Annotated in this window: 12 protein-coding genes and 1 tRNA gene; 9 read left to right on the top strand and 4 right to left on the bottom strand. The window is 70.7% G+C overall.

Features of this window, described 5'->3' with window-relative positions:
- Window positions 1–30: 30 nt before the first annotated feature.
- Genes ACLJWH_RS08550 through ACLJWH_RS08565 form a run of 4 tightly spaced genes read left to right on the top strand, consistent with a single transcriptional unit; the run spans window position 31 to window position 3,797 of the window.
- Window positions 31–1,242, top strand: a complete 1,212-nt coding sequence (locus ACLJWH_RS08550) for a DNA cytosine methyltransferase (RefSeq protein WP_411140996.1) — start codon at window positions 31–33, stop codon at window positions 1,240–1,242.
- Complete coding sequence (locus tag ACLJWH_RS08555) at window positions 1,242–2,366, top strand: DnaB-like helicase N-terminal domain-containing protein (RefSeq protein ID WP_411140997.1); 1,125 nt, start codon at window positions 1,242–1,244, stop codon at window positions 2,364–2,366. Before ACLJWH_RS08550 ends, ACLJWH_RS08555 begins: the two co-directional genes overlap by 1 nt.
- A 57-nt stretch (window positions 2,367–2,423) precedes the next feature.
- The gene (locus ACLJWH_RS08560) at window positions 2,424–3,164 is read left to right on the top strand and encodes a hypothetical protein (protein ID WP_411140998.1); all 741 of its coding nucleotides are present in this window, start codon (window positions 2,424–2,426) and stop codon (window positions 3,162–3,164) included.
- Between the two features lie 57 nt (window positions 3,165–3,221).
- Window positions 3,222–3,797 (top strand): DUF317 domain-containing protein, encoded by a 576-nt coding sequence (locus ACLJWH_RS08565; RefSeq protein WP_411141348.1) that lies wholly within the window; start codon window positions 3,222–3,224, stop codon window positions 3,795–3,797.
- Window positions 3,798–4,019: 222 nt separating this feature from the next.
- Here ACLJWH_RS08565 and ACLJWH_RS08570 read toward each other — a convergent pair whose 3' ends face one another.
- Entirely contained in the window at window positions 4,020–5,402 is a 1,383-nt protein-coding gene (locus tag ACLJWH_RS08570; RefSeq protein ID WP_411140999.1) for a transposase, read from the bottom strand.
- Between the two features lie 87 nt (window positions 5,403–5,489).
- On the opposite strand from ACLJWH_RS08570, the gene ACLJWH_RS08575 reads away from it, so the two are divergent.
- Window positions 5,490–5,846, top strand: a complete 357-nt coding sequence (locus ACLJWH_RS08575; protein WP_411141000.1) for a helix-turn-helix domain-containing protein — start codon at window positions 5,490–5,492, stop codon at window positions 5,844–5,846.
- Between the two features lie 488 nt (window positions 5,847–6,334).
- On the opposite strand, the gene ACLJWH_RS08580 is transcribed toward ACLJWH_RS08575, so the two are convergent.
- Window positions 6,335–7,222 (bottom strand): DUF5655 domain-containing protein, encoded by an 888-nt coding sequence (locus tag ACLJWH_RS08580; RefSeq protein WP_411141001.1) that lies wholly within the window; start codon window positions 7,220–7,222, stop codon window positions 6,335–6,337.
- A gap of 172 nt (window positions 7,223–7,394) precedes the next feature.
- On the opposite strand from ACLJWH_RS08580, the gene ACLJWH_RS08585 reads away from it, so the two are divergent.
- The 3 genes from ACLJWH_RS08585 to ACLJWH_RS08595 all read left to right on the top strand — a co-directional run bounded on the left by ACLJWH_RS08585 (window position 7,395) and on the right by ACLJWH_RS08595 (window position 11,722).
- A tRNA-Arg gene (locus ACLJWH_RS08585) sits at window positions 7,395–7,471 on the top strand.
- 1,126 nt (window positions 7,472–8,597) lie between these two features.
- Window positions 8,598–10,733, top strand: coding sequence for a glucose PTS transporter subunit IIA (locus tag ACLJWH_RS08590; protein ID WP_411141002.1), 2,136 nt, complete (start codon window positions 8,598–8,600; stop codon window positions 10,731–10,733).
- Between the two features lie 137 nt (window positions 10,734–10,870).
- Window positions 10,871–11,722, top strand: coding sequence for a PRD domain-containing protein (locus ACLJWH_RS08595; protein ID WP_411141003.1), 852 nt, complete (start codon window positions 10,871–10,873; stop codon window positions 11,720–11,722).
- Between the two features lie 35 nt (window positions 11,723–11,757).
- Here the strand turns inward: ACLJWH_RS08595 and ACLJWH_RS08600 are convergent, their stop codons facing one another.
- Window positions 11,758–12,897 carry a sensor histidine kinase gene (locus tag ACLJWH_RS08600; protein ID WP_411141004.1) on the bottom strand — a complete coding sequence of 380 codons (1,140 nt, stop codon included), beginning with the start codon at window positions 12,895–12,897 and terminating at the stop codon, window positions 11,758–11,760.
- Entirely contained in the window at window positions 12,894–13,574 is a 681-nt protein-coding gene (locus ACLJWH_RS08605; protein WP_411141005.1) for a response regulator, read from the bottom strand. Before ACLJWH_RS08605 ends, ACLJWH_RS08600 begins: the two co-directional genes overlap by 4 nt.
- 410 nt (window positions 13,575–13,984) lie before the next feature.
- On the opposite strand from ACLJWH_RS08605, the gene ACLJWH_RS08610 reads away from it, so the two are divergent.
- Complete coding sequence (locus ACLJWH_RS08610; protein ID WP_411141006.1) at window positions 13,985–15,169, top strand: DUF418 domain-containing protein; 1,185 nt, start codon at window positions 13,985–13,987, stop codon at window positions 15,167–15,169.
- The last annotated feature ends 396 nt before the right edge of the window (window positions 15,170–15,565 follow it).

Raw genomic sequence — 15,565 nt, forward strand, 5'->3', positions numbered from 1 at the left:
GGACCGGGGGGATGGAGCCACTCACTGACCATGCTCGGGGTACGGGACGTGGGGCTGGAGTGGGATGAATGGGCCTGCAAAACACGCACCGCGGCGGGCCAGTTGACGATTCGGACCGATGTGGCGATGTATCCGACGTGGCCGTGGGTCGGCCGGACACAGGGATTGATCGCCAGTCCGCCCTGCCAGGCATGGTCGATGGCCGGCAAACGCCTGGGGCTGGTGGACCAACCGCTGGTGCACCAGGCGGTCGACGACCTCGCCGCCGGACGCGACACCCGCAGGCACCTCCTGGCCGCCTGCCGGGACGAGCGGTCCCTCCTGGCCGCCGAACCCATGCGCTACCTCCACGCCCTGCACGGAGGCGGTGAGCCGGAATGGGTCGTCATGGAGGAAGTACCACACGTCCTGCCCCTGTGGAAGCAATACGCGGTCATCCTGCGCAGCTGGGGATTCTCCGTGTGGACCGGCATCCTCAACGCCGCCGACTTCGGCGTACCGCAGACCCGGAGGCGGGCGATCCTGCTCGCCTCCCGGGTTCGCCCCGCCGTGCCCCCGCCGCCGACGCACGCCAAGGTCGCCGAGCCGGAGTCACTGTTCGGTCCAGGCCGAGCCCGGTGGGTCAGCATGGCGGATGCTCTGGGCTGGGGCGCTACCGACCGGCCCGTGCCCACCGTCTGCGCCGGCGGTGGGCCAGGCGGCGGGCCGGAGCCCTTCCCCTCCGGCTCCCGCCAGGCCCTCGCCGCCGCCCGCAACCATGGCCACTGGCAGCCCCAGCAGGACGACACGCACCAGGTCATCGAATCGCAGACGCGAGGAGCGGGCTGGACCACCCGGCACGGCCCCCGGGCCCCCACCCCCGCACACGCGCCGACGCACGCCCTCCCCAGCAAAGCCACCCAGTGGAAGTGGTCGCTGCGCAGCAACAACCAAACCAACGCCACTGTCAGGAGGTTCGACGAGCCGGCAGGGACCTTGTTCTTCGGGCACCGCGCGAACGAGTGCACCTGGGTCGCCGAACCCGCCGGCACGCTGAGCGAGGGGGCAGCCCGGACCGCGCCGGATCCGATCCGGATCACTGCCCGCGAGGCCGGTCTGTTGCAGACGTTTCCGGGTGACTATCCCTGGCAGGGCACCAAGGGCCGGCAGTTCGCCCAGATCGGCAACGCCGTCCCCCCGCTGCTCGCAGCCCACCTCCTCGCCCCGCACCTTCGCCGCGACGACTTCGCCCTGGCCGCCTGATGCCTCCCGTACCCGACCCCGGCGAGGACGCCCTCGACGTCCTCCCGTCGCCGACGCCGGGGGACTTCGCCGAGCAGGCCCTCCTCGGGGCCCTCCTCCTCGAACCTCAACGCCTGGGCGAGGTGGCCGAGATCGCGCCCGACTCGTTCGCCACTGCTGCGCACAGCGCCCTGTTCGGCGCGATCAGCTCCCTGCCGGCCCCCGCCCCAGTCGAGCACGCACAGAACACCATCTGGTTGGACAAGGTCCTCACCGTCGCCCGAAAGCAAGCCCGTGGGCTGAGCGCCTCCTACCTCCACACCCTGATCCAGGTCTGCCCACGGCCCCGGCACGCCCCCACCTACGCGCGGATGATCGTGGCCGAGCACTCCCGCCGTACCCTGCGCACAGGCGCCCAGCGCCTGGCGCAGACCGCCCGGGACCTCTCACTCCCCCACCCGGTCCCCGCCACCCTCACCGCCGCCGACGCCCTCGCCACCATCGTCGACGGCCTCGCCGCGACGTTCCCGCTACACCCTGGCCCCCTGCCCCGCACACCCCCACAGGCCCTGACGACAGCACACGACGACGGCGACGAAGCGGTCGACGAGGAGCGGCTGCTGCTCGCCACCGCGGCGGCACACCCCAGCGCCGCCGAGGAGATGCGGTGGCTGACCGCCTCGGACTTCACCCGCCCCGTGCACGCCGGGCTGTGGCAATCCCTGACCGCCCTGACCCGGCGCCGCACCCCCGTTGACCCGGTCACGATCCTGTGGGAGGCCCAGCAACGCGGCCTGCCGATTGCCGGCAGCGAACCCGCGGAACTGCTCGGCCTTCTCGGGGCACCGGCCGCCGACGCACCGCAGTACTGGGGCGAGAGGGTCCTCCAGCGCTCCCTCCTGACCACAGCACACCACGTGGGCCGCCGCATCGAGGCGTTCACCGACGACCCAGCCACCACGCCGTACCAGCTCACCGTCGGCAGCCGCCGCGCGCTCGCCGACCTGTCCGCCGTGCATACCCGATGGCAACACGCCACCTCACCCGAGCCGACGAGCAGACCCCCGCGCACCAAAGCCACAGCTACGCCCCGGGCCAGCCCCCCGCAGACCACCGCTCCACCCGCCGCACGTATCTCCCGCTGACCCAGAGCCCACCAGTGGCCGGCCCCATAGCCCGGCCGCCGCCAGAAAGGAGCCCTCTTGGCGACAACTCCCGCCATCAACGCGCACGTCCACCTCGACACACACCTCACACACCCCAGCGCCGTAACGGCCACCCTCACGGGCTCCCAGGCCCACATCCCCCTCCAGGGTCTAGAAGCCGCCGACTGGCACATCGTGGCCGAGAACACGCTGGTCCTGGCCCGCATCGACCACGAGGAGCCCTACTGGGCCGAGAAGGCCGCGCAGCACCTGGCCGCCGACGGGATCACCGTCGAGATCACCCCCCGGCTCCAGAAAGCGATCGACGAAGAATGGACGTGGGCCGACTACCCGATGCCCTGGTGCACCCGTACCGAGATCCGCGAAGTCTCCGTCGAGGCCCAGAAGATCTACGACGACATCCGTCACGGTCGCCTCCTCATCCACGCCCACGCCGAGGACAGCCACACCACCGTCGCGGTCGGCACTTACCTCGACAGCGGCAAAAGCGTCCACCTCCACGGCGAGAACCACCTGCGGCAGGTCACCGAAACCTTCGACTCGCCCGCCCGGGCTCTGGTGTCCTTCGAACGGTTCCACGGCGACACCATGCGCCTAGGACCCGCGCCGATGACCGACACCGAGCGCGCCGCTACGGAAGCCCGGACCTCACTCGGCGCACCGACCACCGCGCCCGAGCCACCCGGCCCGGGACCGGAGACTGTGCCCGCCTATGCCGCCGACCCCGGCGACCACGACGCCCTGCTCGACGAATTCCTCGGCACACACGGCAACTGAGGGAAGTGGCGCACCTGGTCCGACGACACCACCCACGCCATCCACGAATCCCAGACCCTGCGCATCGAGCTCGTTCACGAAGCCCCTACCCACGAGACCGCCTGGGTCGTGGCCGCGTACGAGACGCCCGTCTCGGACCACACGTGGCACCTCACCGCGACCGGCGCAACGCCCGCCCCCGTACTACAGGATCTGCTGGTTGACCTTGCCGACGGCGACGAGTGGAACATGGCCGGCGCCGCTCCCGTGGACGAGACGACTGTCGCCGCCGCCACGATGCCCCTCGCCGACGCCGGATGGAAGCACACCGCGGACGAGCGCTGGATCCGGTGGACATCCCCCGCCAGAGATGCGGGAGTCCAGTTCGACTCCTTCGTCGCCCAGTATCCGAACCAAAGCCTCGCCACCTGGACAGTCTGGGCAGGTCCGAGCCTCAACCGCGCCACCTGGATCCTCACAGCATCTGCCCACACCCCCAGCTCGCTGCTGGCCGGCCTCTACGAAAACCTCGCCCACGGAGACGGCACCCGCCGGCACAGTTCCGGCACGCGGCACAAGCCCCTTCATCTACCCACCGCACCGCCCGCGGTCACTTTGCCCGTCCCCGGAACCCGGCCAGGCCCACACCGCTGACCGGTGCTGACCCACAGCAGCCCAGCTCACGGACACGGATTCTGTGAGGCGGGCGGGGTCCGTGGGCGCCACTCCCACATCGGGGCTCGAAGCCCGGGGATAGCCTCGGGCGTACCACGGTCCGCCCGCCTCCCCCGCTCTGGCCGAGAGCGGGGGCCTTCACCGCCATACGGTGAACGCCTCCGGCATCGGCCTGGGGTGGGCGGTTTTTTCGTCGGGCTGTTACCGGGATCTCGGTCGGCCAAGGACGTGCCGGTAGATCGTCTGCGTGCTGACTCCGAACGCCCGTGCCGTTGCGGTGACGCTTGCCTGGGGGGCGGCAAGCATGTCGCGAGCGCGCACGATCTCCTCCTCGCTAAGCGGTTTCGCCCTCTGAAGAACAGGAGCATTGCGCGAGGAAGGGTCGTAGCCGAAGGCGATGCCATCGTCGTACGGCACATCGGAGGCCATGCAGTAGTAGAGGGAAAGGATCACTTTGCGTCCCAGCTTGCGCAGCGCCGTAGCATTCGTGTCGCCTGCGTCGCGACGCCGCCGGTAGTACGCCTGTGCGCCCGGCGAGTGATTGGCCATGGAGAAGGCGACCGTATGCATGGTGCTCCGTAGATGCGCCGATGACGCGCGACGGAACGCGACACTCACCGTCTGACCAGATGCCCAGGTGACAGGAGCCACTCCCGCATAGGCGGCGAGGGAGCGTCCACTGCCGAACCGTTCGACCGGCCGATCCCCTATCTCCGCAAGGAGATAGGCACCAAGGATCGCGCCGATCCCTGGAACGCGGGAGACCAATGCGTGATGCCGGTGCGCGGCGTAGCGATCAGCCAGCTCCGGCGCCAGGGCATCGGACCGCTGGACTGCCTGGTCCACGGCTGCGACAAAGTGCCTGATCCGTACGGCCTCAGCGGCTTCAACCTGGGGGTCGAGAAGCATGGACGGACGGCAGAAGATCAAGTGAAGCCGCTCCGCCTCGTCTTCCACTGCCCTCGTCCGGCCCGCCTGAGTCAGCAGTGCCGCCAAGCGCTCGCGGCCGAGGCCGGCTGCGGCGCTGGGGCTGGGGGAAGCCGCGAGGACACCACGCGCCTGGGCGCTCAGCAGCCCGCCGACGCTCGGCGGCCATGCGGACACGGCCGCCGGCCAGAGCCGGACGAGAGCTGCCCGCAGAGCGTGTGCCGCTTCGATACGGTCGGCCACGGCCGCCCGGTGGGCGTGCGCTACCACCCGAAGCGCTTCGGCTGCGGGTGAGTGTGAGACAACCGGGCGGCACTCTCCCGCCAGGACCAGGGACGCGATCAGCCGCGCATCGGCGCGATCCGTCTTGGGAATACCGCGGGCGGCGCGGTGACGGGCCGCGCGGGTGGGGTCCACGTGAACCACCGCCATTCCCGAGGCCGCCAGAGAGCGGGCGAAATGGATGTGAACGTCCTCGATTCCGAGGAGGGTAGCTCGCCACCTGCGCCCGAGCGGCGCCAGGAATTCCTTGTATCTGGCGACCGGATCCGGGCTGTCGGCGTAGACGATCCGCGTTTCCCCGAGAACTGCGCCTGACCGATCGAGGACAGCGATGTCCAACCATCGGTCTGACCAGTCGCACCCTGCGTACAGCATTCCCCACCCCCACGGTAGAAAAACCTACCATCGGTAGGAAAATCTACCACCATGGCGAGTACGGCAGGCGCTTCGGAGTCGGAGAGAATGGACACGTACATGCGGGATCAGCCGACGAGGACGACAGGGGCCGAGGTGGCACAGGAGGTCATCCCCCGGGAACACCTGGCCGACGGCGAGTGGCCAACCGGCACCCTCAGCCAGGACGCGCCTCTCGGTGCCTACCTGGGTCAAGCCATCGCCCGCACGCTCATGAACGCCGCCAGCGCGCAAGGGCTCAGCAGTGTCCGAGCACTCGCGCGGCGGGCGGGCGTCACCCATCCCACGGTCAAAGACATTCTGGAAGGGAAGAGGCTCCCGACCACTCACACCCTCCTCCTCCTGGAAGCCGCGGTGCAGACGCCGCTGTACCCGGCGGATCTTTTCCTCCAGGCAAAGAACTGACGCCCCAGCGGAGGCAATACGCCCCTGCTCGGCCGCTTACTACTCGGCCGCCAGGGCGTGCAAGGGTCAACCCCTGCGCTACCCAACAGGCACCGTACGCCCGACCACACCGCGCCCCTGCGGCATGGCGGAATCGGTCGGGATCCATGACAGACAGCGAACGGCGGGCACCGGCGTGCATCCTGGCGCTCTTCACTGACTTCGCAGATCGGGTGGACGGGCCCGGTTCGCCTGCGCGCCAACCACTCGCCACACTCGGCAATGCATCGGACTAGGCGGCTCTGCCCGGGTGGGCACTGGAATCCGCAGAAAACGGAGCGCCTTGGGAAGGCGGCAATCTAGCCATGGAGCCCCGGTTAGCGAAACCGGGGCTCCATCGGATCATTAATGGTCCACCGCCATCCCACGTCCGCGCGTCGAGAGGAAGCACCACGCCACCACCCCACAACTGCACAACCCACCCGGCCGTACGATCAGAAGAAGAGCAGCTACGCCGCGGCGTAGCTGAGGCGGAACAGGTCCCGGGCCCGCTCCAGATCCCGCTCGGTGCGCAGTTGCACCTCCAGGTCGCCGGTGCCGTGGTGGCCGAGCCCCGTCACGTCCCGGGTGAACCCGGGCATGAGGTCCAGCCCCTTCGGATCCGCCTTCAAGTAGACGAGCACCTTGGTTTGCTGGGGCGGGATGACGCAGGCGAAGTTCCGCAGCCGCTGGTAGGCCGCGTACTGCTTGCGCTGGACCCTGGTGACGCCGGCCCCGAGGCTGAGGAGCATCTCATCGGCGGCTTCGGCCAGTTGCGCCATCGCCCCGGCCTGCCTACGGGGTGATGGCGACCCGGCCGCGTGGCGGCGTGCCCGCCTGCTCGCAGTCGACTTTCCGGTGACCGAGGCCACGACCTCAAAGCCGATGTGGTCGTTGCCGAAGAACCGGTAGCGGATTAGGTCGATGCTGCGCCGGTGCTCGCGCACGGCGTGGGCGTCATAGCGGGTGAAGTCGCCGGCAACACAAATCAGCCTGGGTGCGCTCCACAGGACCTGGGCCGCCGCTGATGCCCCGAGCCGGTCGCGGACCAGGCTGTCGAAGGCGCTCCTGTGCGCCGTGAGCCACGACATGTAATACAGGCCCTGGTTGATCACACCGGCGTCGGTGCCACGCTTGTACTCGACGACGACCGGTGCGCCGTTCTCATCAATCCCCAGCGAGTCGATCCGCCCGCCTTCGACGCAGTCGATGACGTACTCGCTCGCCAGGAACCGCACACCCAGCATCGTCTCCATATGCGCCTCGACGAGGTTCTGCACATCCGCCTCGACCTCAGCAAGACGCGGCGTGACCTCAGTCACGCCGCACTTCGTATAGAACAGCTTCAGCCCCGACACTACCCCTCCCTGATCTTGCGGTGCCGAGGCGCAACGTCGCAGCCGGTGGGATTATTTCCCGGCCGGACGCCATAGGGTCATGGGGTCTAGGCATACCACCCTAAGCGGACATATGAACACATTCCGAGTTGTGGGACATGCGTGGGACCGTGCACCTAACACACCGTCAGATAGGTCCGTGACCTGCGAAAACAGCTGGGACACCGACGGCCTCCGGAGCCGTGTGCGCAGGTTCGAATCCTGCCGGGGGCACTTCGATGAAGTGCCTGAAGACCCCGCACTCAGCGAGTTCGCTGAATGCGGGGTCTTTCTGCATGTGCAGGCGAGTGCGGTTCGCCGCCGTCCGCGTACGTCACCGTGGCCAGCGGTTCCCGCGCCTGACGAGGGTTGGCGGCCGGCCGGCGGTCAACCTCCTGAACCGCCCGCTCGCTCCGCTTGCGGCTCTCCCGACTCGGCGGGTTCGAGGGCCGTATCTCCAACTCGACGCCGTATGCAAGGACATGGCAGACCACCACGCGCCGCCGCCGGTACGTCCGCGTGGTGGCAGGCCCCTCGTCGAGCTTGCGCGGAGGGCGATGGCCGTGGGTGGGCGCATATCGTCCCGGTCGGTCCTGACCGTGAAGGGTTCTCGCAGGTCGGCGCGGTGGCCGCCGACGACGCGTGCGACGGCCTCGGCCGGATGGTGCAGTGCAGCGGATGCCGGGCATCGGCCGCTTGCCGGGACTGTGGAGCGCCTGCGCAAGCCCTGTCTCGGAAGGCAGCGGCGTGGTCGCGGCAGTCGATCCGCGCCTCGGGATGAGCCCGCGGTCATGCCGCGGAGGTGTGCGCGGTGCGGTCCGCGAGAGCGTCGATGGGGCGGTGGGTGGTCATGTCGACGGGGATCGCCGCGTAGGTGCGGCGAGCTCGTCGGCCCCGGCGTCGAGGATCGCCTTGCGCGGCTCGTCCTGCCCGACGGGGCCCTGGCCGACGGGTATCTGCTCGCCCGTCGCCCGTCGCGGCCGCTGCCCGCCGGTGCCGGACGCGACGCGGGGTGCCCACGAGGATCGGTACGGGGGCGGGCCCGAGGAGAACGGCGGGGGCGTCGGAGACACCGTGCCGTTCCGCCGCTGGTCGCGGGAGGTGTTCTGTTCGTCCCGCGCCGCCGCGCTCGGGTGTTACTGTGACGCCCGATCGATCTCGATCGCAGGATTGTTACTCCCTGAGGACGTCACCGTCGTCGCCGCGTGCGATGCCACGGCGACGTGCCGCTTGAGGGGAGGCAAGGCCTGGGTGGCGCCGTGTGCGCGACCCGGGCCTTTTTTGTTGCCCGGATCCGGGCGTGAGAGATCGCGGACCGATGCAGGACGGCAAGAACCGAAGGATGCAAGGACGCATCATGAACACACCCGCACCGGGCCCCGACGCGCTGGCGGAGAAGATCCTCCGCGACGTCGGCGGACCCGAGAACATCGAGAGCCTCACGCACTGCGCGACGCGGCTGCGCTTCCAGCTCCATGACGGGGAGAAGGTCGACCAGGCCGCGCTGGACGCCCTCGACGGCGTCATGGGCACGGTGCCGCAGTCCGGCGACCGCTTCCAGATCGTGATCGGCGGAGCCGTCGCGAACGTCTACGCCAGGATCATGAACCAGCCGTCGATGGGCGGTGGCGGCAAGCCCCGCCCGCAGTCCGACGCCGAGGTCAAGGCCGCGATCCGCGCCAAGAGCCGGGGCCGCTTCGCCTGGCTCGACAACTTCTTCGAGTACCTCTCCGACTCGTTCCGCCCGCTCATGGGCGTGCTGCTGGGCGCCTCGCTGATCATCGCGATCGCCTCGGTCCTCGACGCCGTGGGCGTGATCGACTTCCGTGCCACGGACAAGTCCGCCACCTGGGTGTTCGTCGATGCGATGTGGCGCTCGGTGCTGCACTTCCTGCCGATCATGGTCGCCTACAACGCGGCCAAGAAGCTACAGATCGACCCGTGGGTGGGCGCCGCCGTGATGGCCGCGGTGATGACCCCGAACTTCACGAGCATGATCGGTGCGGACTCCAAGATCCCCGGCATCACCTGCACCACCAACGCGACGCTGGGCGCCGAGCAGTGCGTCGCGAGCGTCTTCGGGCTGCCGATGCAGCTGAACGACTACAGCGGCCAGGTGTTCGTGCCACTGCTGATGGTCGCCCTGCTCGCCCTGCTCTACAAGGGGCTGCAACGCATCTTCCCCGAGAACGTGCAACTGGTCTTCGTCCCGTTCTTCAGCATGCTGATCATGATCCCGGTGACCGCCTTCCTCATCGGCCCCCTGGGGGTCTGGGCCGGCAACGGCATCGGCGCGGGCCTGGCGTGGCTGAACGGCAACGCCCCGATCATCTTCGCGATCTTCATTCCGCTGCTGTACCCGTTCCTGGTGCCGCTGGGCCTGCACTGGCCGCTGAACGCGCTCATGCTGCAGAACATCAACACCATCGGCTACGACTTCATCCAGGGCCCGATGGGTACCTGGAACTTCGCCTGCTTCGGCGCGACCGCCGGCGTGCTGCTGCTCTCGATCCGCCACCGTGAGCAGATCATGCGCCAGACCGCCACCGGCGCCCTGGCCGCGGGCCTGTTCGGCGGCATCTCCGAGCCGTCGCTGTACGGCATTCATCTGCGCTTCAAGCGGATATACCCGCGCATGCTCGTGGGGTGCCTCGTGGGCGGTGTGATCGTGGGCGTCCTGGGCGGCGTGGACACCGGGGTCTTCGCCTTCACCTCCCTGCTGACCATTCCGGTCTTCTCCCCGATGGGCACCTACGTCATCGCGATCGCGGCGTCCTTCGTCACCTCGATGGCGCTCGTGTACCTCTCCGACTACCGCACCCCGGAGCAGCGCGCCCAGGCCAACGCCGAGCGCGACGCCGCCGAGGCCGCAGCAGCCGCCGCTCGCGGCGAGGCCGCGGCGGCCGATGACCGCGCGGTCGCGGCGGCCGATGACCGCGAGCTCGTCGGCGTCGGCGCCGCCGCGGGCGCCGTCGGTGCTTCCGCCGGCTCCGCCACGGGGTCCGCCGCCGCGGCCGCTGCTCCCGCCGCTGCCGGGGCGGGTTTCGAGCTCGCGGCGCCGGTCGCGGGCCGTGTGATCGGCCTCGACGAGGTCCGGGACCCGGTTTTCGCCTCCCGCGCGCTCGGCGAGGGCGTGGGCATCGAGCCGGCCGACGGCCATGTCGTCTCCCCGGTCGACGGTGAGCTGATCACCGTCGTCGGCACCGGCCACGCCTTCGGCATCCGCACCGTGGACGGCATCGAGGTGCTCATCCACATCGGCATCGACACGGTGCAGATGAAGGGGAAGGGCTTCGACGTGCGTGTCGAGTCCGGCCAGCAGGTCTCCGCCGGCGACCACCTCGTCGAGGTCGACCTCGACGCCGTGCGCGCCGCGGAGCACCCGACCGTCACCCTCATGACCGTCACCAACACCGCGGACCTCGCCTCGGTCGAGCCGCACACCGGGCAGGACGTCGCCGCCGGCGCCCCCGTGGTGACCGTGCGGCGGTGACGATCCGCCATCGATCCGGCGCGCGCACGCGCCCCCATGCGGGACGTGCGCGCGCCGCGTCGGTCCGGGAGCACGGACGGCGGGCGATGCGGGATCATCGGACAGGATCGGACCACGGACGGGAAGGCGGGCCGGCGGTGAAGGCGCTGCGTGTCCTCAACAACAACGTGGTCCTCGCGCGCGACAAGAAGGGCCAGGAGGTCATCCTCACCGGGCGCGGCATCGGCTTCAGCTCCCGCCAGGGCAAGCCCATCGACCCCGCGCTGATCGTGCGCGTCTTCGTCCCGGCCGATGGCCGCGACCCCGACCATCTGAGCGAGGCCCTCGCGCTCATCGATGAGGAGGTCCTGCGGGCCGTCGTGATCGCCCTCGGCGAGGCCGGCATCGAGGGGCGCGAGTCCACTCGCCCCACCCTCGCCATCGCCGTCGCCGACCACGTCGCCGGCGCGCTGGACCGGGCCGCGCGAGGCATCGTCATCGAGTACCCGCTGTGCGCCGAGGCCCGGACCCTGTACGCCACCGAGTACGCCCAGGCGCAGCTCCTGCTGGCGGCCGTCAACAAGCGCGTGAGCCCGCAACTGGCGGCCTCCGAGGCGACCGCGCTCGCGTTGCACCTGGTCAACGCGGGCTTCGCCTCGGGCGACCTGTCCTTCACGTACACGATGACCGGGGTCATCCAGCAGATGCTCGCCGTCGTGACGGAGCGGTACGGGCTGGACGTCTCCCAGGAGTCCATGAGCGCGGCGAGGTTCATCACCCATGTGCGCTACCTCTTCGTACGGATCCAGCAGCATCGGCAGCTGACGGGCCAGGAGTCCACGATCGGCAAGGGCATCCGCCAGCACTACCCGGAGGCGACCCGCACCGCGCAGCGGCTGGCGACGATCGTCGAGCTGCGTCTGGGGCAGCATCTGAGCGAGGACGAGGTCTCCTACCTGGCGCTCCACGTGGCCCGCATGACCATGGAGGCCGACGGCACGGCCGCGTGAGACCGCGACGGGCGCCGCAGGACCCGGTGTTCCGCTCAGTCGGGGCGGGCCGGGAGCCGCATGCGGACGCGGTAGCCGCCGCCGTCGGCGGGGCCCGCCTCGAAGGTGCCGTGCAGCATGTCGGCGCGTTCCTTGAGACCCACCAGGCCCTGCCGGGCGCTCGGGAGGGAGAGGGACGGCCGGGTCGGCGGAGTGTTGGTGACGGTCACCCCGATCTCGTCCGTGTCGTGCCCGAGTGCGACGCGGGCGGTGGCTCCGGGGGCATGTTTGCGTACGTTTGTCAGGGCTTCCTGCACCGTGCGGTAGAGGGCGCGTTGCGCGGGTGTGCCGACGGTGGCGGGGAGTTCGCCGGTCAGCTCGACGGGGATGCCGCTGGTCTCGACGAGCCGGTGCAGGTCGGCGAGGGTGGGCTGCGGGGTCAGTTCGGTGGCGGCGCCGCCGGAGGCGCGCAGCAGCGAGACCATGGTGCGCAGTTCGTCGAGGGTGCCGACGCTCAGTGCGCGGATGGTGCGCGCGGCCTCGACGGTGTCGGTGTCCTTGGCGGCGACCTGCAAGGCGCCCGCCTGGATGGCGATCAGGCTGACCTGGTGGGACACCACATCGTGCATCTCGCGGGAGAGCTGGGCGCGTTCGCGGGCGAGCACCGCCTGTGCGTGCAGTTCCCGCTCGTGGTCCTTCGCCTCCTCGATCTCCACCAGCCGCCGCGACAGGTCCCGGCGGGCCTGGACGAGCTGGCCGAGCAGCACGGGGGCGGCGGCCGTGGCGAGCGGGTAGCCGAAGTAGACCAGGGTCCAGGGCCGGGCGTAGGCGTCGGCGACGTCCAGGGGGGAGGGGACGGCGGTGGCGATCGCGGCCAGGGCGGCGCAGCCGGTGAGCAGCCGGCGGTCGCGGGAGCGTACGGCGAGGGTGTACAGGGCCGCCAGCGGGGCCACGATGACGTCTTCGAGCAGGGTGACCGGCAGCGTGAGCAGGAGGACGGTCAAGGGGAATCGGCGGCGGAGGACGAGGGCGGCGCAGGCGACGGCGGCCAGCACCAGACCCTGTGATGTCTCGTTCCACAGGTTGAGCCGGACATCGAGCGCGGCGAGTGCGACGAGCCCGGCGTCGGCCAGCGGCGCGGGGATGCGCTCCCGAAGACGCTGCCACCGTCCGGCCGTCCCGGCCGTCCTCGTCATCGCCCGCCGCCCGGCCGTGCCCGGTCCGCCTCCAGCAGGCCCGCCCGCTGGGCGAGCAGCGCGGCCTGCACCCGCCCGCCCACGCGCAGCTTGGTGAGGATGGCGCTGACGTGGTCCTTGACCGTGCCGGTGCCGAGGTGCAGCCGGGCTCCGATGTCCGCGTTCGACAGCCCCTCCGCGACGTGTACGAGCACGTCCCGCTCCCGGTCGGTCAGCCGCTCGACGCGGGCCGACTCCTCGTCGGCCTCGGCGGCGGGTCCGGTGCCGGGATGACCGCGCAGGAGGGTCCGGGACGCCTTCGGGGACATCACGACACCGCCCGCGGCCAGGCTGCACACCAGGTGGGCCAGTTGATCGGGCTCGGTGTCCTTGAGCAGGAAGCCGGCCGCGCCGGAGTGCAGCGCGGTCAGGACGTACTCGTCGGTGTCGAAGGTCGTCAGCATCGCCACCACGGGCGGATCCGGCTGCGCGCGCAGCTCGCGCAGGACGGCCAGCCCGTCCACGTCCGGCATCCGGATGTCGAGCAGGACCACGTCCGGGCGGTGCTCGCGGACGGTGGCGACGGCTTCCGCACCGGTCGCGGTCGCGACGACCTCGATGGCGTCCGACGCGTTGAGGATGAGTCTGAAGCCGGACCGGACCAGTGCCTCGTCGTCCACCACTACCACCCGGATCACGTGTGCTCCGCCTCGTCACTGTCGTCGGGGTTGCTGTCGGGGTTGTTGTCGGGATGTGCTGTCGGGGTTGTTGTCAGGGTTGCTGTCGGGTCGTGCCGCCTAGGGCCGGGGGGGTTCCCGGGCCCCGGCCCTAGGCCCTGCACCATCAGTGTCCTTGCCGTGCTCGCCGACTTTGCCGACTTTGCTGTGCTTGCTGTGCTTGCCGTGCTTGCCTGCCCGTCGGTCGTGCGGCCCCGGGTTCCGGCCCGTACGCCGATCGCCGTCCCACCGAGCCTAGAGTCCGGCGCGGCCGGGGCGTCGGCGCGTGCGGTGTCTCCGGCCGTCCGGAGGGGCTGTTCCGGCCGGGCGGCGGGGGCGGCCCGGCCGGACGCCGGATACCCCGTCCACCAGCGCTTTTCCAGTCTGGAGGCATGTCACAGCACACAGTCACCGCAGCGCCTCCGCCCGAGCGGACGCCGGCCGTCGTCCCGGACAGCGGGAAGGCTCCCCTGGGCCGGCTGGTCGGGGTGGATCTGGCTCGCGGTCTGGCGGTCTTCGGCATGTACGCGGCACATGTCGGACCCGACCCGGACCGGGGCGGCGGCACGGGCTTACTGATGGAGCTGGCGCACGGCAGGGCCTCCGCGCTGTTCGCCCTGCTGGCCGGCTTCGCCGTCGTCCTCATCACGGGGCGCACCACGCCGAAGACCGGACGGGCCGGCCGCCAGGCCGTCGTCAAAGTGGTCATCCGGGCCGTCATCCTGCTGACCCTGGGCACCGCGCTGACCCTGACCGACACCCCGGTGCAGGTGATCCTCGCCTTCTACGGGCTGTACTTCCTGCTCGTGCTGCCGCTGTACCGGCTCGGCGCCGGGCAGCTGGCACTGATCGCGGCCGGTGCGGCGCTGGTCTTCCCTCAGGTGCTGTACGCACTGGAGCGGGTGTTCGGCGACGATGTCCTCCGGATACCCGGCGAGCCCGCCGGCCTTGCCTCGCTGCTCTTCACCGGCCTGATCTCGCTGCTCTTCGCCGGTACCTACCCGGCCCTGACCTGGCTTCCGCTCGTCCTGGCCGGTATGGCCATCGCCCGCCTCGACCTGGCCGCCACCACCGTCCGCATACGCCTCGCCGTGACCGGCGCCGCCCTCGCCCTCGCGGGTTACGGGGGTTCCTGGCTGGCCCTGCGCCTCTTTCTCGGTGCGGCGACGCCGGCCTGGTGGTCCGACACCGCGGATTTCCCGTCCGCCGGCACTCCGGGCCGGCTGCTGGTCGCCTCCCCGCACAGCGAGACGACCCTGTCGATCCTGGGCAACGCGGGCGTGGCGATCGTGGTCCTGGTCGCATGCCTCGCGGGCATGGATGCCTTCCCCCGCCTGCGCCGCCTGGCCGGGCCGGTCGTCGCGGTCGGGTCGATGTCGCTGACGGCGTACGTCTTCCACATCGTCGGCATTCAGCTCCTGGGCATCGAGGAACTGCCCGGCTCGCCCCTGCCCGTCCTGCTCGGCTTCATCGCGTCGGTCACCGTCTTCGCCACCGTCTGGTCCCGCTTCTTCCGGCGCGGGCCGCTCGAATGGCTGATGAGCAAGGCGACGGAGAGCGCCCGGCATGTGCGGTGAACCGGCTTGGGGATACCGGCTGTCGGGATACCGGCGTGGGGATACCGGCTGTACGGATACCGCCGGTACAGGGGCATCGGTACCGCCGGTACAGGGGCATCGGGGTTCGTGCCGTGCGTCGGCGCGCGGCGGCCGGCGGGCCGGTCCCCGGACCGGGGGCCTGCGCCTGCGGCCTGGGCGGTGGCGCGCCGCGGCTCCGGTACGTGCCGGGCGGGCGGTCCGGCACCCCGCCGACGCGCCGGACCGGTGGAGCGGTGGAGCGGCGGAGCGCCGGACCGGCGGACCAGCGGACCGGCGGAGCGGCCCGCCGCCTCGTGGCGGCTGTCCTGTGCGTACGGGGGGGGGAACGAACCGGACGGGCCGTCAGGCGGCGGACGGCCCGCCGATTCGGTCCGT

It is taken from the genome of Streptomyces sp. x-80 (assembly GCF_046549095.1).
In the GTDB taxonomy this organism is placed as follows: Bacteria; Actinomycetota; Actinomycetes; order Streptomycetales; family Streptomycetaceae; genus Streptomyces; species Streptomyces celluloflavus.

Excerpts from the sequence above, each read along its gene's own strand:
- ACLJWH_RS08575 (WP_411141000.1), top strand. The coding sequence starts at position 5,490 with ATGGACACGTACATGCGGGATCAGCCGACGAGGACGACAGGGGCCGAG.
- ACLJWH_RS08590 (WP_411141002.1), top strand. The coding sequence starts at position 8,598 with ATGAACACACCCGCACCGGGCCCCGACGCGCTGGCGGAGAAGATCCTC.
- ACLJWH_RS08555 (WP_411140997.1), top strand. The coding sequence starts at position 1,242 with ATGCCTCCCGTACCCGACCCCGGCGAGGACGCCCTCGACGTCCTCCCG.
- ACLJWH_RS08570 (WP_411140999.1), bottom strand. The coding sequence starts at position 5,402 with ATGCTGTACGCAGGGTGCGACTGGTCAGACCGATGGTTGGACATCGCT.
- ACLJWH_RS08610 (WP_411141006.1), top strand. The coding sequence starts at position 13,985 with ATGTCACAGCACACAGTCACCGCAGCGCCTCCGCCCGAGCGGACGCCG.
- ACLJWH_RS08550 (WP_411140996.1), top strand. The coding sequence starts at position 31 with ATGCTCGGGGTACGGGACGTGGGGCTGGAGTGGGATGAATGGGCCTGC.
- ACLJWH_RS08600 (WP_411141004.1), bottom strand. The coding sequence starts at position 12,897 with ATGACGAGGACGGCCGGGACGGCCGGACGGTGGCAGCGTCTTCGGGAG.